Origin of the sequence: Streptomyces sp. NPDC008079, assembly GCF_042957385.1 — a bacterium.
Taxonomy (GTDB): domain Bacteria; phylum Actinomycetota; class Actinomycetes; order Streptomycetales; family Streptomycetaceae; genus Actinacidiphila.
The window spans coordinates 227,551-251,458 of the sequence record NZ_JBIBIC010000011.1 but is presented as its reverse complement, the minus strand read 5'-3'; the positions used below and the strand labels follow the sequence as shown (position 1 = coordinate 251,458).

General features: G+C 71.1%; 20 protein-coding genes. 15 read left to right on the top strand and 5 right to left on the bottom strand.

Features of this window, described 5'->3' with window-relative positions:
- The first annotated feature begins 237 nt into the window (after window positions 1–237).
- Window positions 238–843 carry a DUF4937 domain-containing protein gene (locus ACFZAM_RS23645; protein WP_391049019.1) on the top strand — a complete coding sequence of 202 codons (606 nt, stop codon included), beginning with the start codon at window positions 238–240 and terminating at the stop codon, window positions 841–843.
- 161 nt (window positions 844–1,004) lie between these two features.
- The gene (locus tag ACFZAM_RS23640) at window positions 1,005–1,841 is read left to right on the top strand and encodes a sigma factor-like helix-turn-helix DNA-binding protein (protein ID WP_391049016.1); all 837 of its coding nucleotides are present in this window, start codon (window positions 1,005–1,007) and stop codon (window positions 1,839–1,841) included.
- Here the strand turns inward: ACFZAM_RS23640 and ACFZAM_RS23635 are convergent.
- Window positions 1,804–2,535 carry a TetR/AcrR family transcriptional regulator C-terminal ligand-binding domain-containing protein gene (locus ACFZAM_RS23635; protein ID WP_391049012.1) on the bottom strand — a complete coding sequence of 244 codons (732 nt, stop codon included), beginning with the start codon at window positions 2,533–2,535 and terminating at the stop codon, window positions 1,804–1,806. The two genes, ACFZAM_RS23640 and ACFZAM_RS23635, sit on opposite strands and share 38 nt — an antisense overlap.
- A gap of 72 nt (window positions 2,536–2,607) precedes the next feature.
- On the opposite strand from ACFZAM_RS23635, the gene ACFZAM_RS23630 reads away from it, so the two are divergent.
- The 5 genes from ACFZAM_RS23630 to ACFZAM_RS23610 all read left to right on the top strand — a co-directional run bounded on the left by ACFZAM_RS23630 (window position 2,608) and on the right by ACFZAM_RS23610 (window position 6,641).
- Window positions 2,608–3,477 carry an SDR family NAD(P)-dependent oxidoreductase gene (locus ACFZAM_RS23630; protein ID WP_391049009.1) on the top strand — a complete coding sequence of 290 codons (870 nt, stop codon included), beginning with the start codon at window positions 2,608–2,610 and terminating at the stop codon, window positions 3,475–3,477.
- Window positions 3,478–3,535: 58 nt separating this feature from the next.
- Complete coding sequence (locus ACFZAM_RS23625) at window positions 3,536–4,198, top strand: histidine phosphatase family protein (protein ID WP_391049005.1); 663 nt, start codon at window positions 3,536–3,538, stop codon at window positions 4,196–4,198.
- 69 nt (window positions 4,199–4,267) lie between these two features.
- A complete protein-coding gene (locus tag ACFZAM_RS23620) occupies window positions 4,268–5,173 on the top strand; it encodes an ADP-ribosylglycohydrolase family protein (RefSeq protein WP_355338251.1) in 906 nt (301 codons plus the stop codon).
- A 49-nt stretch (window positions 5,174–5,222) separates the two neighbouring features.
- Window positions 5,223–5,909, top strand: coding sequence for a ribonuclease HII (locus ACFZAM_RS23615; RefSeq protein WP_355338254.1), 687 nt, complete (start codon window positions 5,223–5,225; stop codon window positions 5,907–5,909).
- 54 nt (window positions 5,910–5,963) lie between these two features.
- The gene (locus tag ACFZAM_RS23610) at window positions 5,964–6,641 is read left to right on the top strand and encodes a hypothetical protein (protein WP_391049001.1); all 678 of its coding nucleotides are present in this window, start codon (window positions 5,964–5,966) and stop codon (window positions 6,639–6,641) included.
- Between the two features lie 3 nt (window positions 6,642–6,644).
- Here ACFZAM_RS23610 and ACFZAM_RS23605 read toward each other — a convergent pair whose 3' ends face one another.
- Window positions 6,645–7,235: a hypothetical protein gene (locus ACFZAM_RS23605; protein WP_355338259.1), complete on the bottom strand. Its 591-nt coding sequence runs from the start codon at window positions 7,233–7,235 to the stop codon at window positions 6,645–6,647.
- Between the two features lie 196 nt (window positions 7,236–7,431).
- Window positions 7,432–9,612: a DEAD/DEAH box helicase gene (locus ACFZAM_RS23600; RefSeq protein WP_391048999.1), complete on the bottom strand. Its 2,181-nt coding sequence runs from the start codon at window positions 9,610–9,612 to the stop codon at window positions 7,432–7,434.
- Between the two features lie 268 nt (window positions 9,613–9,880).
- Between ACFZAM_RS23600 and ACFZAM_RS23595 the strand changes: the two genes are divergently transcribed.
- Window positions 9,881–10,984: a DUF4192 family protein gene (locus tag ACFZAM_RS23595; protein ID WP_391048996.1), complete on the top strand. Its 1,104-nt coding sequence runs from the start codon at window positions 9,881–9,883 to the stop codon at window positions 10,982–10,984.
- Here the strand turns inward: ACFZAM_RS23595 and ACFZAM_RS23590 are convergent.
- A complete protein-coding gene (locus tag ACFZAM_RS23590; protein WP_391048993.1) occupies window positions 10,896–12,206 on the bottom strand; it encodes an alpha/beta fold hydrolase in 1,311 nt (436 codons plus the stop codon). The two genes, ACFZAM_RS23595 and ACFZAM_RS23590, sit on opposite strands and share 89 nt — an antisense overlap.
- A 195-nt stretch (window positions 12,207–12,401) precedes the next feature.
- Here ACFZAM_RS23590 and ACFZAM_RS23585 point away from each other — a divergent pair, with 195 nt between their 5' ends.
- From ACFZAM_RS23585 to ACFZAM_RS23560, 6 genes are all read left to right on the top strand, one after another.
- Complete coding sequence (locus tag ACFZAM_RS23585) at window positions 12,402–14,390, top strand: glycogen debranching N-terminal domain-containing protein (RefSeq protein ID WP_391048991.1); 1,989 nt, start codon at window positions 12,402–12,404, stop codon at window positions 14,388–14,390.
- Window positions 14,391–14,497: 107 nt separating this feature from the next.
- Window positions 14,498–15,232, top strand: coding sequence for an NUDIX domain-containing protein (locus tag ACFZAM_RS23580; RefSeq protein WP_188286086.1), 735 nt, complete (start codon window positions 14,498–14,500; stop codon window positions 15,230–15,232).
- Window positions 15,233–15,280: 48 nt separating this feature from the next.
- On the top strand, window positions 15,281–17,059 hold the full coding sequence (locus ACFZAM_RS23575; protein WP_391048988.1) for an ATP-binding cassette domain-containing protein: 1,779 nt from the start codon (window positions 15,281–15,283) through the stop codon (window positions 17,057–17,059).
- Window positions 17,060–17,164: 105 nt separating this feature from the next.
- Window positions 17,165–18,073: a FadR/GntR family transcriptional regulator gene (locus tag ACFZAM_RS23570; RefSeq protein WP_355338277.1), complete on the top strand. Its 909-nt coding sequence runs from the start codon at window positions 17,165–17,167 to the stop codon at window positions 18,071–18,073.
- A 306-nt stretch (window positions 18,074–18,379) separates the two neighbouring features.
- A complete protein-coding gene (locus ACFZAM_RS23565; RefSeq protein WP_391048985.1) occupies window positions 18,380–19,942 on the top strand; it encodes an RNA polymerase sigma factor in 1,563 nt (520 codons plus the stop codon).
- A 169-nt stretch (window positions 19,943–20,111) separates the two neighbouring features.
- Window positions 20,112–20,975: a serine protease gene (locus ACFZAM_RS23560; protein WP_355338283.1), complete on the top strand. Its 864-nt coding sequence runs from the start codon at window positions 20,112–20,114 to the stop codon at window positions 20,973–20,975.
- 136 nt (window positions 20,976–21,111) lie between these two features.
- Here ACFZAM_RS23560 and ACFZAM_RS23555 read toward each other — a convergent pair whose 3' ends face one another.
- On the bottom strand, window positions 21,112–21,342 hold the full coding sequence (locus tag ACFZAM_RS23555; RefSeq protein WP_188286081.1) for a hypothetical protein: 231 nt from the start codon (window positions 21,340–21,342) through the stop codon (window positions 21,112–21,114).
- A gap of 442 nt (window positions 21,343–21,784) precedes the next feature.
- Between ACFZAM_RS23555 and ACFZAM_RS23550 the strand changes: the two genes are divergently transcribed.
- The gene (locus tag ACFZAM_RS23550; protein WP_355338286.1) at window positions 21,785–23,905 is read left to right on the top strand and encodes a DNA topoisomerase IV subunit B; all 2,121 of its coding nucleotides are present in this window, start codon (window positions 21,785–21,787) and stop codon (window positions 23,903–23,905) included.
- The last annotated feature ends 3 nt before the right edge of the window (window positions 23,906–23,908 follow it).

Genomic DNA, 23,908 nt, shown 5'->3' with positions numbered 1-23,908 from the left:
GGGGGCGGGTTGGGGGGGGGGGGGGGGGCGGGGGGGGGCCCGGGGGGGGGGGGGGGGGGGGGGGGGGGGGGGGGGGGGGGGGGGGGGGGGGGGGGGTGGTGGGGGGGGGGGGGGGGGGGGGGGGGGGCCGGGGGCCCCCCCCCCCCCACCGCCCTTTTCCGGCCCTTCCGGTCCCTCACGCGATTGCCTCCCCCGCACAGGGACGATCTCCGGCGTCAACGCCACTACGATGGCGCGGTGTTGGTGAAGTGGATGCGCTGCGGGGTTGTGGATCAGGCGGGGTTCGACCGGGGGCAGCGCAGGTGGGCGGCGCTCAAGGACCAGCCCGGCTTCCGAGGGCAGGGCGGCGGCTGGAGCCGTGCCCAGCCCGGAATGGCGCATCTCTTCGCCTTCTGGGACAGCCGGCGGTCCTACGACGCCTTCATGGCCGGGCCCCACGACGGGATCGCCGCGTCGCAGGGCGACACCTACGAGATGCTCGCGGTGAATCTCTTCGAGCACCGGCTGGACGTCAAGGTCGGCTTCGAACCGACCTTCGCCGACGTCGACGTCCTGCGCGTCGCCCTGTGCAAAGTGCGGCCGGACCGTGTCGACCACTTCACATCGATGCAGCAACGGGTGTGGAATCCCGCCATGGCGGGTTCTCCCGGCATGCTGCGCGGCGTCTTCGGCCAGGGTCCGGGAAACGACTTCCTGGTGCTGTCCATGTGGAATTCGGCGACGGAGCGCGGTAAATACCGCGAAGGAGCGGTGACGCGGCTGTCGGAGCGCGCCGAACTCGACACCGATGTGGTGTCCGTGGCGGGTGACGTGGTGGATGTGGTGCAGGGGTGGACGGTCTGAGAGCGGATGGCTCGGGTGACACGGGTGGTGCCGACCGCGCGCCGGATATAGGCCGCGCTGTCACGGGTGGGGTGGAAGTCACCGCTGTGACAGCAGTGGCGGCCGACGATACGCAAGCCCCTTCCCCGCACCAGGTGCGGCTTTTCGGGGCCGCTTATCGGATGCTCGGATCGGCGTGCGCGGCGGACGAGGCCGTACGGCACGCGCTCACCCGTACGGCCGACACCGGCGCGGGCGACGCGCTGCCCGAGCTGGTCCGCGAGGTCTTCGGCGCGATACGGGCCGTGCCCGAGCAGGCGGCGCGGCACCGGCGTGAAGCGCACGCGGGCTCCTGGCTGCCGGAACCGGTGCTCACCGAGGGCGGCGCGATGGGCGCCCTGGGCGCTCTGGAGACGGTCGAGAGCCGGGAATCGGTGTCCATGGCGCGGCTGGTCGCGCTGGAACGCCTGTCGTCGGCCGAGCGGGCCGCGTACGTCCTGCGGGAGACCTTCGGCTACGGGTCGGCGGAAACCGCCGTCGTCCTCGGACTGCCCGAAGTGCAGTGCCGCGCCCTGCGGCGCCGGGCACGGCAACGGGTGCGGGAGTCCGCCACTGGCGTTGACCTGCCTTGGCTGCAGCGGCGGCAGCTGGCCGAGGACCTGATGCGGGCCGCTTCACACGCGGACCAGCAGGCGCTGGCGGAACTGCTCGCCGACGACGTGGTGGCCTGGTCGGACGGCGGCGGTGTCCCCGGGACGGCCCGGCGTCCTGCCCTGGGAGCCGCCAAAGTGGCCCGTTTCCTGGCCGGACTGATCAGCCAGGCACCGGCGGCAACGCACGGCCGGATCGTCGAGATCAACGGCGACGCGGCGGTGCTGGCGACGACCGGGGATGTCGTGGTGGCCGTCGTGGCGCCGGAGTTCGGGCCGCAGGGGCTGGTCGGCATCCGCACGGTGGCCGATCCGGGACGACTGGTGTTCCTCAACCGACAGTGGGCGCGGCGGGGGTTGCGGCGCTGACCGGTGCCTGCTCTTTCGCCTGCGCGCTCACCTGCTCGTTCGCCGATGAGGCCGCGCCTGTGCTCGCGTCTACGCTTGTGGTCGCGCGTGCCCCGGTGGGTCCGTCCGCGCTCAGCAGCTTTGCCAGGGCGGTGGTGATCTGTTCCCCCAGGCTCGCGTCCACCGGCGCGTGGTGGCTGATCAGCCGGTACCACATGGCACCGAAGGCGAAGTCGACCGCGAGGTCCAGCGTCCGGTCCTCCCCGGCCAGTTCACCGCGCTCTACCCCGCGGGCCAGGAGCGCGCGGAGCGCCTGCCGCCGGGGCCCGATCACCGTGGACTGGAGTCGCTGTGAGAGGTCCGGGTCGTGCTGGGCATCGGCCATCAGTCCGACCAGGGCCTTGCCGGTGAGTTTGCGGGTGAGCACGAAGGTGGCGTCGAGCAGCGTACGGACGTCGCGCAGCGTGTCGCCGCTGTCGGGGTCCAGGTGCTCCGCCTTGCGCAGACCCAGGTCGCGCAGGGCGTCGAGCAGGACGTCCTGCTTGGCGGGCCACCAGCGGTACACGGTCTGGCGGCCGACCCCCGCGTTCTCCGCGATGCCCTTCATGGTCAGGGCCTGATAACCGCCGTCCTGGCAGAGCCGCAGGGCCGCGTCGAGCACGGCGCGGCGGGCGGTCTCACTGCGGGGTCTGCCCCGCGCGGGTGTCTCGTCCACGAATCCACTTTACAAGGCATGGTGTCTCGCATACTCTTAACGAGTCAGCATGTCTCGTAAATGGAGCTCGCAATGAACGAACGCGTTGTCGGCGGCCGGGGGGAGCGCCCCGAGGGCAAGGCCGAAACCGACTCCCGGCGGACGATCCTGATCACCGGTTCCACGGACGGCCTGGGTCGCTGGCTCGCCATACGCCTCGCGACCGACGGAGCCCGTGTGCTGATCCATGGCCGCGACGCCCGCCGGGCCGAGGAGGTTCGCGACGCCATACGGGAGGCGACGGGTGAGGACCGCGCGGAGGTGCTGCTCGCCGACGTCTCCGATCTCGGGCAGGTCGACCGGCTCGCCGACGAGGTGCTGGCCCGTGCCGACCGGCTGGACGTGCTGGTCAACAACGCGGGAATCGGGACCGCCTCGCCGGGCGGAGCGCGGGAGGCGGACGAGCACGGCGTGGAGCGGCGGTTCGCGGTGAACTACCTGGCGGGGTACCGGCTCACGCACCGGCTCCTGCCCCTGCTGACGGCGTCGGCGCCGTCCCGCATCGTCAACGTCGCCTCCGCGGGTCAGCAGGCGATCGACTTCGGCGACCCGATGCTGACCAAGGACTACGAGGGCGGGCGAGCGTACACGCAGAGCAAGCTCGCACAGGTCATGTTCACCTTCGACCTGGCCGAGGCGTTGAAAGGCACCCGTGTGACGGTGAACGCGCTGCATCCGGCCACGTACATGGACACCACCATGGTCAGAGAGGGAGGCATAGCGCCGTGGAGCTCGGTGGAGGAGGGCGGGGAGGCGACCTTGCGGCTCATCGAAGGCACCGATGTCGGCACCGGCCGGTACTTCAACGGCACCCGGGAAGCCAGGGCCGACCGGCAGGCGTACGACGGGGACGCCCGACGTCGGCTGCGGGAGCTGTCGGAGGAGCTGACGGCGCGACTGTGAGGCGGATGACCCCCGGATCAGCGCGCCGGAGCGACAGTCGCGCAATAGGCTGATCGTCATGGGACGCCCTCGCCGCATTGTGCTCATCCGGCACGGCGAGTCCCAGGGAAACAGGGACGACACCATTTACGAGCGGGTGCCGGACCACGCCCTGGAACTCACCGCCACCGGCCTTCAACAGGCGAGGGAGGCGGGAGCGGGCTTGCGTGAGCTGTTCGGCGAGGAACGGGTCCAGGCATTCGTCTCTCCGTACCGCCGCACCTGGCACACCTTCCGGGCACTGGGGCTCGACCCCCGGCTGACCCGGGCCAAGGAGGAGCCGCGCCTGCGGGAACAGGACTGGGGAAACTGGCAGGACGTCGAGGACATCCAGCGGCAGCGCAAAGCCCGCGACGCCTACGGCCACTTCTTCTACCGCTTCGCGATGGGGGAGAGCGGCGCGGACGTCTACGACCGGGTCGGGGCCTTCCTGGAGACGCTGTACCGCGCCTTCGACAAGGAGGACTTCCCGCCGAACGTGCTGGTGGTCACCCACGGCCTGACGATGCGGTTGTTCTGCATGCGCTGGTTCCACTGGACGGTGGAGGAGTTCGAGGCGCTGTCCAACCCCGACAACGCCGAGACCCGCACACTCCTGCTCGGCCCCTCCGGCGGCTATACCCTGGACCGGCCGTTCGCGAGGTGGCGGACGCCCGGCCCGCCTGGCGGCGGGGAGTGGTGAAGTCGGCCGGTGACTTTGGGCACACGGAGATTGACCGGGATTGAACACGATGTCAGAGTTTCCGACGCCATGACCCCTCACACCACTGAAACCGACCGCGCCGCGCGCGCCGTGGCCAGCCTCCGCGGGCTGGCCGTGGGCGACGCCCTGGGCTCGCAGTTCTTCGTCCCCGCCAACTACCCGGCACTTCAGAACGGCCAACTGCCACCCGGCACATGGGGGTGGACGGACGACACGGAGATGGCCTGCTCGGTGGTCTCCGTGCTGATCAAGCACGGACGCGTCGACCAGGATGCCCTGGCCCACTCCTTCGCCGAGCACCACGACTTCGACCGCGGCTACGGCCCGGCTGTCAACCGGATGCTGCGGCTGATCCGCCAGGAAGGCGGCGACTGGCGGGAACTCGCGGCCGGCCTGTTCAACGGGCAGGGCTCGTGGGGCAATGGCGCCGCGATGCGGGTCGCGCCCCTTGGTGCCTGGTACGCGGGTGACGCCGTCCAGGCCACCCACCAGGCGGAGATCTCGGCCTACACGACGCATCAGCACCGGGAGGCGGTCGTCGGGGCCATGGCGGTCGCCGCCGCGGCGGCCCTCGTCGCCGACCCCACGGGACCCCAGGCCCCGTCCGATCTCCTCGGGGCGGTTCTCGACCTCGTACCGCGCAGCGCGGTGCACGCGGGCATCCGACGGGCCAGGGACATGCTCGACTACGCGGACGTCGCCACGGTGGCCGCCGTGCTGGGCTGCGGGCGGCGCACCAGCGCCCATGACACCGTGCCCTTCGCCCTGTGGGCGGCGGCCCGCCATCTCGACGACTACGAGCAGGCGTTCTGGACCACCGCCAGGGCCGGTGGAGATGTGGACACGACCTGCGCGATCGTCGGCGGCATCGTCGCGTCCCGGCCGGGCGGCCAACCGCCGGGCGACTGGCGGGAGCGGACCGAAGTCCTCCCGGACTGGGCGTTGTCCGACTGACCGACCGCCGTGGGACGGTGCGAAGCAGCGGGGTAGGCTTGGTACTGCCATGCCGTACGAACCACCCACCCACAGCGTCGAACGCTCCCTTCGTGCCACCCTCGGGGCGCGGACCGTGGCGGGTGTGGACGAAGTCGGCCGCGGCGCCTGGGCCGGACCCGTCACCGTGTGCGCCGCTGTCACCGGACTGCGTCGCGCGCCCGAGGGGTTGACCGACTCCAAGCTGATCACCCCCAAGCGCCGGGCCCGGCTGGCCGCCGTCCTCGGCGACTGGGTCACCTCCTACGCCCTCGGACACGCCTCACCCGAGGAGATCGACGACCTCGGGATGACGGCCGCGCTCCGGCTGGCGGCCGTACGCGCGTTGGAGGGACTGCCGGAACGGCCGGACGCGGTGATCCTCGACGGCAAGCACAATTACCTCGGCGGTTCCTGGAAGGTCAGGACCGTGATCAAGGGCGACCAGTCCTGCGTCGCGGTCGCCGCCGCGTCCGTCATCGCCAAAGTGCAGCGGGACACGGCGATGGCCGAACTCGGCGCGGATTACACGCCGTTCGCCTTCGCCGACAACGCCGGATATCCGTCGCCTGTTCACCGTGCGGCCCTGGAGGAGTTGGGGCCCACCGCGCAGCACCGGATGTCGTGGTCGTATCTGGACGCGCTGCCCCGCTGGCAGCACCTCAAGAAGGTCCGTCAGCCGGTCGAGTCAGGGGAACAACTCGGTTTCGATTTCTGATCCACACGCCACCCCCCGCTGCGCATCCGTGCGGCATTTGATAGACATCAACTCATGCCTCTCATCCCCGAGGAGCCTCAGATTCACGAGAGCGTCCCGGGTCCCCGTACAGCTCCGGCCACCGGCCGCAGTGCGTCGACCCCCCGTCCTGTCCCCGGTCCGCCGCGGCCCGCAGCGCCGCGTCCCGCGCCGCCGAGGGAAGCCGCCGCAGGCGTCGGTCCGGGCCGTCACGGCCCCGCCCGTCCCATCGGTACCCCTGGTCCCGCCGCACCCTCCGCCCCGGTGACCCCGGCCGCGACGGCGGTTCCTCCTACCGTGCCGCAGCAGCGCGCCCAAGAGCCCGCCGCCGCCCAGATCCAACTCATCCCCGCGCCGACCGACGGTGCGCTCGACGCCGCCGACGAGACGGTCGACCTGCTGCTTGACACGGGTCGGGCACCCGGCGAGATCCTGGTCCTCACCACCGGTGACCAGCACCCGTGGGCGGCGCACGAACTCACCTTCGGCGAAGCGTCCTACTGGGCGCAGTACGACGCGGCCGACGACGTCTTCTACGCAGACATCTCCGCCGAACGCACCACCGGGCGACCGGTCGTGGTCGTCGCCGTCAACGGCGGCAGCGACGACACGCTGCCGAGGGCGCTGGCGGGCGCACTGGCTAATGCGGGCGTCCTGCTGATCGTCTGCGGCGACCCGGCCAGGGTCAATTCCCTGCTGGGCGCCAGCGCCTGACCGTCAGCGCGCGGCCGCGCGGCGAAGAGCCTGCGTCGTCCCACCGGGGATGCCGTGCGCCGCGTCGCCCGGCCGCCGCGACCACGAAGCGGCGTTCGGTGTGCGGCCGACGCGATTCTCGCCGATCACATTCCAGCCGTCGGCGGTCAGGGTGACGTACGACCCGGAGCGAAGGCCGTGCAGGGTGCAGGCGTCACGCAGCCCCCACATCCACGCCCCGTCCTCCTCGGTCCAGCCGGGACCACCGTCCCGGCAGACCATCAGGACAGCGGTGCGTACCGGTTTGCGCAGTCGCAGATCGTGCGGGATGACGCGGCGCAGGTGCGAGAGCAGCGCATTGCGCCGCTCCCAGCCGTCGACCACCCCGCTGCGGGCGGTGAAGGAGGCGCTGGCCCGGATCCGGCCGTCCGGGTCGTACACCGCGATCACTGCGGTGGACGGGGACGGCAGGTGCCGGGCGTGCAGGTCCTTGATCACGTCACGCGGATTGGCCAGCAAAGGTACGCCGATGCCTGCCCATTCGGCCGGCTCCAGAGTGCGCGACGCGAGGGAAGTTGCGGCGGAGGACGTCTCCGGAACGAAGCCGATGGTCACGGTCCTCCTTTCATGGATGCACCCGTAGACCGGGCGCGGGCGCACGCCGGTCAGATGGCTCGATGAGCCGATAGGGGATCCGGCATCAATTCTCGCTCCCGTATTGCCCCGCGGCAACGGGCAATTGAAGCCGCCGACCGGTATGGACCTGTCCGCCGCTTAGATCCTGTCCCGTCCGGCGCCTCGCCACGCACATTCACCCCTGAACGGCCAGGACCAGCGGGAAGACAGCCGTCGCACCGGCCCGCCGCAGCAGCCTGGCCAGGACCGCCAGTGTCCAGCCCGTGTCGGAGAGATCGTCGACCAGCAGCACGGGACCGGGATTCGCCTGAAGGGCCGCGGCCAACTCCTGCGGTACGACAAAAGCCCCGTGCAGGGCGCGTACCCGCTGTGCGCTGTTACTGCGCGGTACGCCGCCCGGGTCTCCCTGATCCGCGTACTCGACCCGGCCGAGCAGGGGCATTCTGCCGATCTCGGCGATACGGGTGCTGAGCGATTCCACCAGCACGCCGTGGCGGCGAGAGGCGACACCGACCACGCCGACCGGGCGTGCGGGGGCGTCCGGCGCGCCGCTGGCCCAACCGCCGGGCCCCTTGGCCCAGTCGGCGAGCACCTGGATCACGGCGTCCACCGCTTCCGGCGAAACCGGCTGGTCGACGGCTCCTTCGGCGAACAGCGGCCGCAGCCGGTTGCCCCACCCGATGTCGGACAGACGGCCCAACGCCCGCCCGGTGGACGCCTGTTCCGTCGCCGGAATACGCCCCTTGAGCGCGACGCCAATCGCCTCGAGACCGGTCGGCCACATCTTGCGTGCTTCCAGCTCGACTCCGGGGCGCCCGAGCGCCGCGCGTGCCGCGTCCAGCGCGGCGTTCGACACCTCCAGCGGGAAGCGCGCGCCCGCGCAGTTGTCGCAGCGTCCGCAGGGCGCGGCCTGCTCGTCGTCCAACTGCCGGCGCAGGAACTCCATCCGGCATCCGGTGGTGGTCGCATAGTCCCGCATGGCCTGCTGCTCGGTCTCGCGCTGGCGGGCCACCCACGCGTACCGCTCGGTGTCGTACGCCCACGGCCGCCCGGTCGCGGTCCAGCCGCCGCGCACCCGGTGCACCGCGCCGTCGACGTCCAGCACCTTCAGCATGATCTCCAGGCGGGAGCGGCGCAGATCGACGCGTGTCTCCAGCGCGGGGATGGACACCGGGCGGTCGGAGGCCGCGAGCACTTCCAGGGTGCGGCGCACCTGCTCCTCGGGCGGGAAGGCGAGCGACGCGAAATACCGCCAGATCGACTCGTCCTCGCGCCCGGGCAGGAGCAGGACCTCGGCGTGGTCGACGCCGCGTCCGGCGCGGCCCACCTGTTGATAGTAGGCGATCGGCGACGAGGGCGATCCGACGTGCACGACGAATCCGAGATCGGGCTTGTCGAAGCCCATGCCCAGGGCCGAGGTGGCCACGAGTGCCTTGACACGGTTGGCGAGCAGATCCGCCTCGGCCGCCTGCCGGTCCGCGTTCTCCGTCTTCCCCGAGTAGGAGGCGACGGGGAAGCCGCGCTGCCGCAGGAACGCGGTGATCTCGTCGGCCGCCGCCACGGTGAGGGTGTAGATGATGCCGGAGCCCGGAAGCGTTTCGAGGTGGTCGGCGAGCCAGGCCAGCCGGTGGGCGGCGTCGGGCAGTCGCAGCACGCCGAGCGACAGGCTCTCGCGGTCCAGCGGCCCGCGCAGGATGAGGGCGCCTTCCTGATCGGCCCCGGTGGCGCCGGTGCCGAGCTGCTCCGCGACATCGGCGGTCACGCGGGCGTTGGCGGTGGCCGTGGTCGCCAGCACGGGTACGCCGGGCGGCAGATCGGCGAGCATCGTCCTCAGCCGTCGGTAGTCCGGGCGGAAGTCGTGACCCCAGTCCGAGATGCAGTGCGCCTCGTCGACGACGAGCAGGCCGGTGGTGGCGGCGAGCTTGGGCAGCACCTGATCGCGGAAGTCCGGGTTGTTGAGGCGTTCCGGGCTGACGAGCAGGACATCCACCTCGCCCGCCGCGACCTCCACCTCGATCTCGCCCCACTCCTCGGTGTTGGACGAGTTGATCGTGCGGGCCCGGATGCCCGCGCGTGCGGCGGCTTCCACCTGGTTGCGCATGAGGGCCAGCAGCGGCGACACGATGACCGTCGGGCCGCTGCCCCGCTCGCGCAGCAGCGCCGTGGCCACGAAGTACACGGCCGACTTCCCCCAGCCGGTGCGCTGGACGACCAGCGTTCTGCGGCCGTGCGCGACCAGCGACTCGACGGCGAGCCACTGGTCCTCGCGGAGCCGTGCGGTGCCCGGCTCGGCGCCGACGAGTCGGCTCAGTACGGTGTCGGCCGCGGAGCGCAGCGCGGTGGGGGTCTCGGTCATGCCCCCATGCAACCTGATCGCACCGACATCGCGCCAACCCCGCTCCGTGGCCTGTGGATAACTCCACCGAAAGTTATCCACAGGTTTTTGGGGGGTCTGGTGTGATTCGCGCGATTACGGCATCGTCGATCTCATGACACAGAGCAACGAAATTCAGCACGGAGAGTCATCATCCGAAGCGGCCGACGTCAAAGTCACCTTGCGCGGGCCCGCCGACCTGGCCGACGCATTGCCGTACTTGATGGGTTTTCATCCCAATGATTCCGTTGTGCTCGTCGCACTGCACGGCGAGCACGGCCGCTTCGGCGGCCGACTGCGACTGGGCCTGCCGGAGGACCCGAGTGAGTGGCCGGAGACCGCCGACCAACTTGCCGACTGCCTCGTGAGGAACAGCACCCGGCGCGGTGGGCGACCCGACGCCATCGTGCTGTTCCTGTGCCGGGACCCGCGTGAAGGGGAGCGCGCGTCGGCCGTGATGGAAAGGCTGAGGCCGCTCGCCCAGCGGATCCGGGTGGCCTGCGGGGCGCTGGACGTGCCCGTCGTCGAGGCGTTGTGCGTCTCGGCCGGCCGTTGGTGGTCCTACTGCCGCCCCGCGCAGACCGTCCCGGCGGAGGGAACGGTCCTGGCTCCGCCCGGCCGGTCCACGATGGCGGCGGCCAGCGCCTACGCGGGAATCCCGGCGCCGGGTTCGCTGCGGGACATGGAAGCCAGGCTGAAGCCGTCCGAGGCGCGGAATCGTGATCACGAGATCGCCCTCGACGCGGCCTGCGCCGAATTGGTGCCCCGCATGCTTAACGACGGTGACTGTGAGAGCGTCCGGCAGCGAACACTCGCCCTGGCCCGTGCGGCACTTGAGAAGTTCCGCTCCGCGCCGCGGATCGACGATCCCGCACGTGCGGACCGGCAGGACGACCGGCTCCTCTCCGACGACGAGGGCGCGGCGGTCATCCTCGGCCTCCAGGACCGCACGGCACGCGACCGCGCCGCCGAATGGATGGAGCCCGAGCGAGCGGACGCCGCCCTTCGACTGTGGCGGGCGCTCGCCCGGCGCTGCGCAGGACCGTACGCGGACCATGCCGCGGCCCCGCTCGCCCTGGCGGGCTGGGTCGCATGGTCCTCGGGGGACGAGGCCGAGGCGCGGGTCGCCCTCGGCCTCGCGCTGGACCTCGAACCCCACTACACCTTCGCGCGGTTGCTCCACCACTCCGTCAACGAGGGTCTGGACCCTGAGCTGTTGCGGCGGAGCCTGCGGCAGGAGCGGCGGCAGCGCGTGATCGCCTCGACTACAGCTCGCCGCGGGCCAGTCGGATCAGCCGGTCGAGGACCCGGCCGCCACTCACCCGGAGACCGTCGTGTTCGAACTCGTCGGTGACCCAGGTCCGCAGCCCGCGCACCGCGCGCGCGGTGGCCAGCGAGTGGGCGGTGTCGACGTACATGTCGTCGTGGTAGATCGCCGCCGCCACCGGAATCTCATTGGCCGCCAACTGGCGGGTGTCATAGAGGTCCGGCCACTTCTCGCGGCGCGCGACAAGCTCCGCCGTCTCGCGCAGTGGTGCGAGCGCCGGATCGGACGTGAACATCCACGGATGGATGCTCTCTCCCGTGAACAGCACGGGAGCGTCCCCTGCCAGCGCGCGCTCGGCGTCGAACCGCGGGAATTCACCACGGACGGCCTCGGCGGCCCAGCCGGTGCCGTGAGGAGAGACGGACCCCTGTCCGTAGACCGACTCGTGCAGCACCGCGTAAAGGGGATTCGCGGCGAAGGACAGATGCTGCTGGACCTGGGAGAGAAAGGAGTCGGAGAAGACGGGACCGGAGGGACCCGTCACGAACGCGTACTCCAGCAGGTAGTGCAGGGTGTGCGAACCGGTGCCGGTGCCGAGCATCAGACCGAGGGACTGGAACGCCTCAGGTGTGAGGCGGCCTCCGCCGGGCAGCGACACCGCCTCGTCGCGCAGGCGGCGGACGATGGTGCGCACCGTCTCGACGTCTTCGGGGTAACGGGCGTAGTGACCGGCGTTCTTGCGCTCGATGCGGGGATAGGCGGCGCGGTAGACGGCCTCGGCGGTCACATCAAGACCCGGCAGGCCGCCCGTGACGAACACCTCCCGCAGACCTTCGGGCGCCGACGACAGATAGGTGACCGCGCAGAAGCCGCCGAAACTCTGGCCCAGCACGCTCCAGCGCGCGTCCTCTCCGAGGAGCTGACGCCTGATGAATTCGCAGTCCCGGACAATCGAGTCGGCCCTGAAGTACGACAGGTAGTGCGCCTGGGCGGCGGCGTCGCCACGGGTGGGCAGCGTCTGGCGAGTGGCGGGCGTGGAGCGCCCGGTGCCGCGCTGGTCGAGCAGCAGCACCCGGAAGTCGTCGAGCGCGCGCGGCAGCCAGCCGTCCCGTCCCAGCGGGCGCGGCGAGCCGAAGCCCGGACCGCCCTGGAGATACAGCAGCCAAGGCAACGATTCGCGCTCCCGGCCCGCCGCCACGACCTCGCGGGCGTAGACGTCGATCCGCTCCCCGTCCGGGGAGGAGTGATCGAGCGGTACGGCGAACGTGTGGTCGGTGATGACGGTGCCTGGCTGGCGGTGGACGGTCATGGAGTCTCTTTTCGGGGGTGCGGGCCGTGCGGGGAGCCGGGGCTCCCGTTCAGGAACGGTAGACGGGCCGTGACCTGTGCGCTCGGCGGGGCGTTCACCCGGCGTGCAGCACTCTCCCGGAAGACGAATCCCGTACGAGCGGGCGGCGGCTCCGGCCGTCGCCCGGGCCGCGCGCGCGGCGAAGGACGGAGCCCGGTGAGCACGCCGCCGGTCGTCGCACCGCGCCGGGCGGCACCCGGCCCGGTACCCGTCCACGACGCCGTCATCTGCGTGGCGGCGCCGGCCCTCGCGGTGTCCGCACAGCACGGGCAGATGCGCGGCGACGGTCTGGACGGCTTCTACCGCGACGGCAGGCGACTGCTGAGCCGCTGCGAGCTGACGGTCGCGGGAGCCGAACCGGTGACCGTGCAGGCCAGGCTGCTCGACGCGGGACGGGCACGTTTCCTGGCGGTCGTCCGGACACCCGGCGACCGTGGCCCCGACCCGGTCGTCACGGTGGAGCGCGTCAGGACCGCCGAGGGCGGTGAGCGGATCACGTTCGCCAACGCGGGGCCGGTACGGGTGGCGCTGCCCGTCGAGATCGCGTTCGGCACTGATCTCGCGGCGCTCTCCGCGGTGGCCGCAGGGCAGGCCGGGGCAGATCTGACGGCCGGCGTCAGCGGCTCGGGGCTGCGCTGGTCGAGCGGCGGGGAATCGGCGCGGGTCACCGCGACTCCCGCGCCGGACGCGGCGCTGGGCGCGTCGGGACTGCTGAGGTGGGACCTGGAGGTGGCGCCCGGAGCGGCACGGACGATCGAGCTGCGGGTGGAGCCGGCACCGGCGGCCACGACGGCGGGCAGCGCGCGGGCACCGGTCGGCGACAGACCGCCGCCGATGTGGGCCGACGCGCGGCTGGAGGGCGACGACCCCAGAGCCGGTGTCCTGCTGGACGCCTCGCTCGGGGACGCACAGGCCCTGCTGCTCCGCGCGCCGGAACATCCCGCCGACCTCTACGTCGCGGCCGGGGCGCCCTGGCGGATGGGGCTGGCCCCCGCGGACGCGTTGTGGGCGGCGCGGATGCTGCTGCCGTTCGGCACGCGGCTGGCGGCGGGCACGCTCCGCATGCTGGCCAGGTTGCAGGACCCCGCGACGGGCCGTGTGCCCGGAGTGCCGCGGCACTCCGGACCGCACCTGCCGCCGCTGGATTCGGGCGTGGAGGCGACGCTGCTCTTCGTGACCGTGCTGGCCGAGGCCCGACGCTGGGGGCTTCCGGCCCGCGAGGTGGAGCCGTTGCTCCCGGCGGCGGAGCGGTGCCTCGGCTGGATGCGGGCGGCGACGACGGATTCCGGCCTGGTCGTGGACCCGTCGGCGGACGGTCCGGTGCGGGCGGAGGTACAGGCGTACGCGTATCGCGCGGCGGTGCAGGGTGCGGATCTGCTCGACGCCCACGAACGGAGTGGGGCGGACGGCTGGCGGGAGTACGCGGCGGCGCTGCGGGCGGGCTTCCGGCGGGGATTCTGGCTGGAGGATCCGGGCGGTGGGCGGCCCGCGCTGGCGCTGGCCGCCGGGGGAAGACCGGTGCCGGTGCTGTCCTCGTCGCTCGCGCACCTCCTCGACACCGGGCTGCTCGGCGAAGGGGCGCTCGCTCCCGGGTTGTTGGACAAGGGGCAGACGGAACAGCTCGGCAAGCTGTTCGCCGCGCCGGACATGAACTCCGGCTGGGGTCTGCGGACGATGTCGGCGAAGACGCTCGGCTTCAGCCCCTTCGGCCACCGCGGAGGTGCGGTGCGCGTCCATGAGACGGCGCTCGCCGTGTCCGGCCTCGCCGCGGCGGGGCTGGAGAAGGAGGCGTCCGCGCTGGTGGGTGGGGTGCTGGACGCTGCGGCGGAGTTCGGGCTGCGGATGCCGGAGATATACGGGGGCGAGCAGCGTTCTGCCGGCGGTGCGCCGTGCCCGCACCCCATGGCGTGCCGTCCGGCGGCGGCCGCGGCGGCCGGGGCCGTCCATCTGCTGACGGCGCTCGCCGGGATGCGGCCGGACGCGCCGGGCGGCACGGTGGCGGTCCGGCCGATCAGCGCCGCGCCGCTGGGAGCTGTGCATCTGACGGGGTTGCGGGTCGCGGGGCAGCCGTTCTCCGTTCGGGTCAGCCGTCTGGGGATGGCCATGATCGAGGAGGCGGCGCCGGGACTGCGCCTCGGGACCTGACCATGGGCGGGGACCGAGCGGGGAGGGACGGGAAAACGTATCGATCCGATAGGGATCAGGCTCCCGATCCGGCTGATTATCGTCAGGCAGACGACTATGATCGCGCCATGTCGCCCTACGACCCGTCGGCTTTCCCGCCCTTCGCCGTCACCGTCGACCTGGTCGTGCTGACCGTGCGACATCACGCGCTGTGCGCACTGTCGGTAAGGCGCGGCGAGCCGCCCTTCCAGGGGCGGTGGGCGCTGCCCGGCGGATTCGTCCGCGAGGACGAGGACCTTTCCCAGGCCGCGGCGCGGGAACTGGCCGAGGAGACGGGGCTCCGGGCGCAGAGCGGCGCTCATCTGGAGCAGCTCGCCACCTACGGGGATCCGCAGCGCGATCCGCGGATGCGGGTGGTCAGCGTCGCGCATCTGGTGCTCGCGCCCGACCTGCCCGCGCCTCGGGCGGGCGGTGACGCCCGCAGCGCGCGCTGGGCGCCGGTCGGGACGTTGCTGGGCGAAGGGGGACAGGAGCACGCGGGGGAGACGGCGCCGCTCGCGTTCGACCACGCCCGGATCCTGGGGGACGGGGTCGAGCGCGCGCGGTCGAAGATCGAGTACTCGTCGCTGGCCACCGCCTTCTGCCCGCCCGAATTCACGGTGGGGGAGCTGCGGCGGGTGTACGAGGCGGTGTGGGGTGTCGCGCTCGACCCGCGCAATTTCCACCGCAAGGTGACCGGCACGGTCGGTTTCCTCGTGCCGACCGGGGGGACGACGACCCGTCAGGGCGGCCGTCCCGCGCAGTTGTTCAGGGCGGGCGGGGCCGCACTGCTCAATCCGCCGATGCTGCGGCCCGAGGTGTAGAACCGGCTCTTTCCGCAAAACGCCCATTTGCGGAGCTATGGTGCAAGGGTGATCCAGGCCATCGGGTTGACCAGCATGCCCCGCCGCAACGCCCCGCCCGCCGTCACCGACCTCACGTTCGACATCAGGGCCGGTGAAGTCACCGGCCTGCTCGGTCCCGCCGGATCGGGAAAGTCCACGGCGCTGCGCCTGCTGCTCGGGCTGGAGGGCGGACGCGGCGCCACCCTCGTCGACGGCCGGCCGCTGCGCGACCTCCCCCACCCCGCCCGCGTCGTCGGCGCCCTCCTGGGTGACGTGCCCGGACATCCCGGACGCACCGCCCGAAGCCACCTCCGCATGCTCTGCGCCGCCTTCGGACTGCCCGCCACCCGCGCCGACGAGGTGCTCGACCAGGTCGGCCTCGCCGAGGTCGCCGAACAGCGGCTCGGCACGTACTCGCTGGGCATGGACCGCCGTCTCGGTTTCGCCGCGGCCCTGCTCGCCGACCCCCGCGCGCTGATCCTGGACGACCCGGTGCGCGAACTCCCGGCCCGCGAAGCCGCCTGGGTGCACGCGCTCGTACGACGGCACGTCGCCGCCGGGGGCGCGGTCCTGCTCACCGGCCGCGACACCAAAGCCCTCGCCCGGACCGCCGACCACGTGATCGCTATCGACAAGGGGCGCCTGGTCGCGGACCAGTCGGCCGCGCACTTCGCCCGCACGAGGATGCGCCCGTACGTGGCCGTCCGCTCGCCCTACGCCGAGCGCCTGGCCACGCTGCTCACCGAGGACGGAGCCGAGGTGATCGCCGCGACCGGCAGCCGTATCGCCGTCTACGGCACCAACTCTGCCGCGGTGGGGGAGACCGCCTACCGCCACGGCATCCTGCTGCACCACCTCGCCGACGAGAGCGGAAACGGCGTCACAACCCCGGATGCCACCCCCGAGGCAGAAGGCGGCGTGGCGGCCTCCGTACCGCCCGCCCTGCCGCAGCCGCGGCGGCGTCCGGCACGGCAGCACGGCCCGGTCCGGCCAGTGCGGTACGAACTGCGGCGCGCCTTCGGGGTCCTCACGCCGTGGCCGATCGCCGGAGCGGCACTGGTCGGCTCGGTGCTCGGCACGGTCCTGATGGCACGCACCGGGGCTGTGTCCGTACCGCCGTTGCGGTTGATCTCCGGATGGGCGATCCGGCTGCCGCTCCCCGCGGCGGCCGTGGGCGCGGGCGTGCTGGGCGCACTCGCCTACGGGCAGGAGTTCCGCTACCCCGCCCTCGCGCCGGGATACGGCCCAGAGCCGCGGGTCCTGCGGCTGCTCGGCGCCAAACTCGCCGTGAGCGGAGTCTGCGCGCTGCTGCTCGCCGCGTTCGCCGCCGTCGCCGACACCCTGGTGCTGCGGCTGACCCTCGGCCCGGGAAAGGCGCCGGATCTGACGACGCTTCCTGCCGCGCTCGGCGGCTGGGCGGCGCTCGCCATCGGCTGCGCCTGGGCGGGGGTGCTCGCGGCGGGGGTGTTCCGTACCACTGCGCTCGGTGTGGCCGCCGTCCTCGCCGTACCGCTGCTGGTCGCTCCGGCCGTACGGGGACTGTTCGGTGGGCCGGTGGCACGACAACTCGCCGACGCGGGCGGAGCGTTGTGGTCGGTGGTCAGCGGGGTCTCGCAGGGCGGCGGCGGAACGGTCGAGGGACTGCTGCGCTTCGCCGCCCAACCGGTGGTCTCCGCGCTGTCGTTGTCACTCACCGTGCTGGTCTGCGCCTATCTGGCAACCGCGTTGCGCGGACGGCGACGCTGGCGCCGCCCAACTGCCCCACGCGTCAGCCGAACTGCGCCGCTTACCAGCAAGAAGGGATGATTCATCGCCATAAAACGTCAATTATGAGGTGATGAGCGCTCACCCTTTCGTGTGCTTTTCAGCAAAGCCCTCAAGGCGCGCATCGGCATCGCCGACAAAGGATGCGTGAGTACCCTTGCGCACACCATGATGACCGCGGCTCGTTCTGCCGACTCCGGAATCGCCGGATCGGGCGAGCTGGACCGCTATTCGTACGCCGAAGCCCCCGGCACCGACCGACCTGGACTGACGTCCTGGGAGGGCATGGAGCCGGATATGAACCGGATGGGCCGCCGGGCCGGCGGCAGCCGTGGCCGGGGACTGCACGGACAACTCGTCCAGCAGCTCGGGCAGATGATCGTCTCCGGCGATCTGGGCGCCGACCGCCCGCTGGTCCCCGAGGAGATCGGCCAGCGCTTCGAGGTCTCCCGCACCGTGGTGCGCGAGTCCCTGCGCGTGCTGGAGGCCAAGGGCCTGGTCAGCGCCCGGCCCAACGTCGGAACCCGGGTCCGCCCGGTGAGCGACTGGAATCTGCTCGACCCCGACATCATCGAATGGCGTGCCTTCGGGCCGCAGCGCGACGACCAGCGCCGCGAACTGCTCGAACTGCGCTGGACGATCGAGCCGCTGGCCGCCCGGCTCGCCGCGGGCCACGGCCGCGAGGACGTACAGCAGCGCCTCGCCGACATGGCGGAGATCATGGCGCACGCCGCCGCACAGGGCGACGCGCTGACCTTCTCCAGGGCCGACGCCGAATTCCACGCCCTGCTCCTCCAGGTCGCGGGCAACCGGATGCTGGAGCACCTGTCGGGGATCGTCTCCTCCGCGCTGCACGTGTCCGGCGGCCCGGTCACCGGCTGCGACCGCCCCGGCGACACCTCGGTCGGCCTGCACCAGCGGATCGTCGAAGCGCTCGCCGAGAGCGACGGCGGCACGGCGGAGGCGGCGATGCGCCAGCTCCTCACCGTCCTGCCCGAGCAGCCCGAGTCCGCTCCCGCCGACCACGTCGTCCCCGGTCCGCGCGAGCAGCACTGACCGTGTCGCCCTCCGCCGCGGGCCCCGGAACACCTGGGGTCGGCGGCGGTCCCATGTGGTCCCCCGTGGCTCTCCCGGCCGCTCTCCCGCGCCCTCGCACGGCCGGGCGGGTCATGTGTCCGGATTTATGACCGATCTGCACGATTTAGGGTGTGACTCGGGCCACGTAGGGTGGGCGTAACGCTTGGCGAGGCAGCGCGATGACTTAAGAGGTGGCCACGGCACAAGGAATATTCAGCGACGATTTTGACGCTGAGTGGCTGTGCGGTTCCACCGAGTCGTTCCCATCGTTCCGAGAGGTTGTTCGTGTCGGCCAGCACATCCCGTACGCTCCCGTCCGAGATCGCCGAGTCCGAGTCTCTGATGGCGCTCATCGAGCAGGGTAAGGCCCAGGGGCAGATCGCCGGCGACGACGTGCGTCGGGCGTTCGAAGCGGACCAGATTCCGGCAACCCAGTGGAAGAACGTTCTGCGCAGCCTCAACCAGGTCCTCGACGAGGAGGGTGTGACGCTGATGGTGACTGCCGCTGAGGCGCCCAAGCGCACCCGTAAGAGCGTCGCAGCCAAGAGCCCGGCGAAGCGTACTGCCACCAAGACGGTCGCCTCCAGGGCGACCCCTGTCAAGAAGACCGCTGCGCCCAAGGCCGCCGCCCCGGAGGCGGAGGCCGAGGCCGAGACCACGGTGGAGCCATCGGTGGAGGCGGAGAGCCCAGCAAGGAAGGCGCCGGCGAAGAAGGCCGCCGTCAAGAAGACCGTTGCCAAGAAGGCCCCCGCCAAGAAGGTGGCGGCCAAGAAGACGGCCGCAGGCGAGGACGAGGCCGTCGACGCGGAGGAGACGGTCGAGGAGGCCGCCGCGGGCAAGGGCGGCGAGGAGGAGACCGAGAAGTCGGAGTCCGAGAGCTTCGTGCTCTCCGACGACGACGAGGACGACGCGCCCGCACAGCAGGTCGCCGTCGCCGGTGCCACCGCTGACCCGGTCAAGGACTACCTCAAGCAGATCGGCAAGGTCCCGCTGCTCAACGCCGAGCAGGAGGTCGAGCTGGCCAAGCGCATCGAGGCCGGTCTCTTCGCCGAGGACAAGCTGGCCGCGGCCGACAAGCTCGCCCCCAAGCTCAAGCGCGAGCTGGAGATCATCGCCGAGGACGGCCGCTGGGCCAAGAACCACCTGCTGGAGGCCAACCTCCGCCTCGTGGTCTCGTTGGCCAAGCGCTACACCGGTCGCGGCATGCTCTTCCTGGACCTGATCCAGGAGGGCAACCTGGGTCTGATCCGCGCGGTCGAGAAGTTCGACTACACCAAGGGCTTCAAGTTCTCCACCTATGCCACCTGGTGGATCCGGCAGGCGATCACCCGCGCGATGGCCGACCAGGCCCGCACCATCCGTATCCCGGTGCACATGGTCGAGGTCATCAACAAGCTGGCCCGCGTGCAGCGCCAGATGCTCCAGGACCTGGGCCGCGAGCCCACCCCGGAGGAGCTGGCCAAGGAACTCGACATGACCCCCGAGAAGGTCATCGAGGTCCAGAAGTACGGCCGCGAGCCGATCTCCCTGCACACCCCGCTGGGCGAGGACGGCGACAGCGAGTTCGGCGACCTCATCGAGGACTCCGAGGCGGTCGTGCCGGCCGACGCGGTCAGCTTCACGCTGCTGCAGGAACAGCTCCACTCGGTGCTCGACACCCTCTCCGAGCGGGAGGCGGGCGTGGTCTCCATGCGCTTCGGCCTCACGGACGGGCAGCCGAAGACGCTGGACGAGATCGGCAAGGTCTACGGGGTCACGCGCGAGCGGATCCGGCAGATCGAGTCCAAGACGATGTCCAAGCTGCGTCACCCGTCGCGGTCCCAGGTGCTGCGCGACTACCTGGACTGACCCGGCCAGGCTGACCCGACGTCATTTCCGCGAAGTTCTCCGGAGCCCTTCGGGCCTCCGGAGAACTCCGCGGACGTCTTTCGGGCGACACGGCCTCTTTGCGGATGCGGCCTCCGGCCCTATCGATCACTCTGGGTGTCCAGAGTGCTCCACAGGGTCAGGAGGCCGCATGCGTTTCCCCTTCCGTGCCGTGACCGGTCGTCGTCGTGCTGTGATCGGCGGTCTCGCGGCGGCGCTGTTGCCGGTGCTGGCCGTCCCGCTGGCCGCGCCCGCGACCCCGGCCGCCGCCAACGGCGTCGTGATCGGTGGCAACCCGGCCAGCACGGACAGCACGCCATGGGTGATGGCCCTGGCCAGCCGTAAGCGCTTCGGCTCCGGCAGGTCCGGCCAGTTCTGCGGCGCCGTGGCCGTCGGGCCTCGTACGGTGATCACCGCGGCCCACTGCTTCGGCCGTGAGGCGCTCGGAGCGAGCGACTGGCACCAACTGCCCGACCTGCGTGTGATCGCCGGTCGTACGGACCTCAGCGGCGGTCGTGGGCAGGAACTGGGCCTGTCGCAGGTGTGGGTCAACCCCGGCTTCGACTCGACGACGAACTCCGGCGACATCGCGGTCATCACGCTGGCGACAGCGCTGCCGAAGGGCGCCACGATCCCGATCGCGGACTCCTCCGACGAGCAGGACTACAGGGCGGGCACTCAGGCGCAGGTCTACGGGTGGGGTGACACGACCGGCCGCGGCACGTACTCGAACACGCTGCGTTCCGCGACGGTCACGGTTTTCGCGGACACGGTGTGCGCGCAGGCGTATCCGGGCAGTTTCGACGGCACTTATGTGCGCGCCTCGATGATGTGCGCGGGTGCCAAGGGCGGCGGCCGGGACGCCTGTCAGGGCGACAGCGGCGGCCCGCTGGTCGTGGGGGACCGGGTCGTCGGTCTGGTCTCGTGGGGCAGTGGCTGCGCGGAGGCGGCCTATCCAGGGGTCTACACGCGCGTCTCGGCGATGGCCTCACTGGTGGCGGCCCACAGTAGCTGAGCGCTGGCGCAACGCGGTCGAGTGCTGGCGGAAACCAGCTGAGCTGCGGGCCGCGGTTGAACGGAAGACGGCGGGCGGACACCCCCTGGAGGGGTCTGTCCGCCCGCCGACTCGAATTCGTCGCTGATGCGAAGTGTCAGCGCTCGTCTTCTCCCGCCGTTGCCGGGGTGTCGGTCAGCCGTCCGGTCTCGTCCTGTATTTCCGAAGCGATCTTCTTGAGCTCCGGCTCGAACTTGCGTCCATGGTGTCCGCAGAAGAGCAGCTCACCACCGCTGATGAGGACAACGCGCAGGTATGCCTGAGCGCCGCAACGGTCGCAGCGGTCTGCCGCTGTCAGCGGACTCGCGGGGGTCAGAACAGTAGTCACGTCGCCTCTTCTCTAGCTCGACGAGCTGTCGTACCAGGGTCAACATCCAACCAGGCCGAAAACGTTCCCGCTCTCAGCTTTTCCTCGAAAACCGACCTCGGGGTGACTGGATGTTACCGATTGGCGGCGAATAGGAGTCAGTTGCGTCAGATGTCGCTTATGGAGCTGTTGTCCGGACTTGCTCCCGGCTGGCTTGCCGGTTGTTGCTGAGGACGTGCCCGGAGCCTAAATGGTTCATGCCTCTTTGGGAACGTGACATGTGTATCACTCGCGCGGGTTATCGAACACGTGCTCGAAGAGGGCTAGCATGGAAGCCGGGACGAGGGCCGTGTTGAGGCCCGGATACCGGGTCGCGGCGCTGTCACCCCTCCCGGCATCGGTACCCTCTCACCGACACGGCTGAAAAAAACTTCAGAACATTCCTGATCGAGGAGCTGCCCGCGTGACCGCCGAAACATCCGTGCCGTCCTCTGCGCTGCTGACGGGTGCAGATCGCGACGGCTCCAACTACACCGCGCGGCACCTGCTCGTCCTCGAAGGGCTGGAAGCGGTTCGCAAGCGGCCCGGTATGTACATCGGGTCAACAGACAGTCGCGGTCTGATGCACTGCGTCTGGGAGATCATCGACAACTCCGTCGACGAGGCGCTCGGCGGTCACGGCGACCGCATCGAGGTCATCCTGCACGAGGACGGCTCGGTCGAGGTCCGGGACAACGGCCGCGGCATCCCGGTGGACGTGGAGCCCAAGACGGGCCTGTCCGGCGTCGAGGTGGTCATGACCAAGCTGCACGCCGGCGGGAAGTTCGGCGGCGGCTCGTACGCGGCCTCCGGCGGTCTGCACGGCGTCGGCGCGTCCGTGGTGAACGCGCTGTCGGCCCGGCTGGACGTCGAGGTCGACCGCAACGGCGCCACGCACGCCATCAGCTTCCGCCGCGGGGTCCCCGGGATCTTCACCGAATCCGGCGCCGAGGCGCCCTTCGACCCCGCCAGCGGGCTCACCAAGGCCAAGCGGGTCCCCAAGACCCGCACCGGCACCCGCGTGCGCTACTGGGCCGACCGGCAGATCTTCCTCAAGGACGCCAAGCTCTCCCTGGACCATCTGCACCAGCGCGCCCGCCAGACCGCCTTTCTGGTGCCCGGCCTGACCATCGTGGTGCGCGACGAGCGCGGCATCGAGACCGACAAGCCCGTCGAGGAGGTCTTTCACTTCGACGGCGGCATCAGCGAATTCTGCGAGTTCCTCGCCCCTGACAAGCCGATCTGCGACGTCCTGCGCCTGTCCGGCAGCGGCACCTTCAAGGAGACCGTGCCCGTCCTTGACGACCGCGGCCACATGACCCCCACCGAGGTCACCCGCGAGCTGGGCGTCGACATCGCGCTGCGCTGGGGCACCGGCTACGAGACGACCGCCAGGTCCTTCGTGAACATCATCGCCACCCCCAAGGGCGGCACCCATGTGACCGGATTCGAGCGCTCCGTCACCAAGACGATGAACGAGGTGCTGCGCTCGGCCAAACTGCTGCGCGTCGCCGAGGACGACATCGTCAAGGACGACGCCATGGAGGGCCTGACGTCGGTGATCACCGTGCGTCTGGCCGAGCCGCAGTTCGAGGGCCAGACCAAGGAAGTGCTCGGCACCTCCGCCGCCAACCGCATCGTGGCCAATGTCGTCGCCACCGAACTGCGCGAGTTCCTGACCTCCACCAAGCGGGACGCCAAGGCCCAGGCGCGCGCCGTCCTGGAGAAGACCGTCGCCGCCGCCAGGACCCGCATCGCGGCCCGGCAGCACAAAGAGGCGCAGCGCAGGAAGACCGCGCTGGAGACCTCCTCGCTCCCCGCCAAGCTGGCCGACTGCCGCAGCGACGCCGTCGACCGCAGCGAACTGTTCATCGTCGAGGGCGACTCGGCACTGGGCACCGCCAAACTGGCCCGCAACTCCGAGTTCCAGGCGCTGCTGCCGATCCGCGGCAAGATCCTCAACGTCCAGAAGTCGTCCATCTCGGACATGCTCAAGAACGCCGAGTGCGGCGCGATCATCCAGGTCATAGGAGCCGGGTCCGGCCGCACCTTCGACATCGACCAGGCCCGCTACGGCAAGGTCATCTTCCTGGCCGACGCCGATGTCGACGGCGCCCACATCCGCTGCCTCCTGCTCACCCTTTTCCAGCGCTATATGCGTCCGATGGTCGAGCAGGGCCGGGTCTTCTCCGCCGTCCCCCCGCTCCACCGCATCGAACTCGTCCAGCCCAAGAAGGGCCAGGACAAGTACGTCTACACCTACTCGGACAACGAGCTGCGCCAGACCCTCCTCGACCTCCAGCGCCGCAACGTCCGCTACAAGGACAGCATCCAGCGCTACAAGGGCCTCGGTGAGATGGACGCCAACCAGTTGGCCGAAACCACCATGGACCCCCGCCACCGGACCCTGCGCCGCATCAACATCAGCGACCTCGAATCCGCCGAGCAGGCCTTCGACCTCCTGATGGGCAACGAGGTCGCCCCCCGCAAGGAGTTCATCACCAACTCCGCCACGACCCTGGACCGGTCGCGGATCGACGTCTGACCT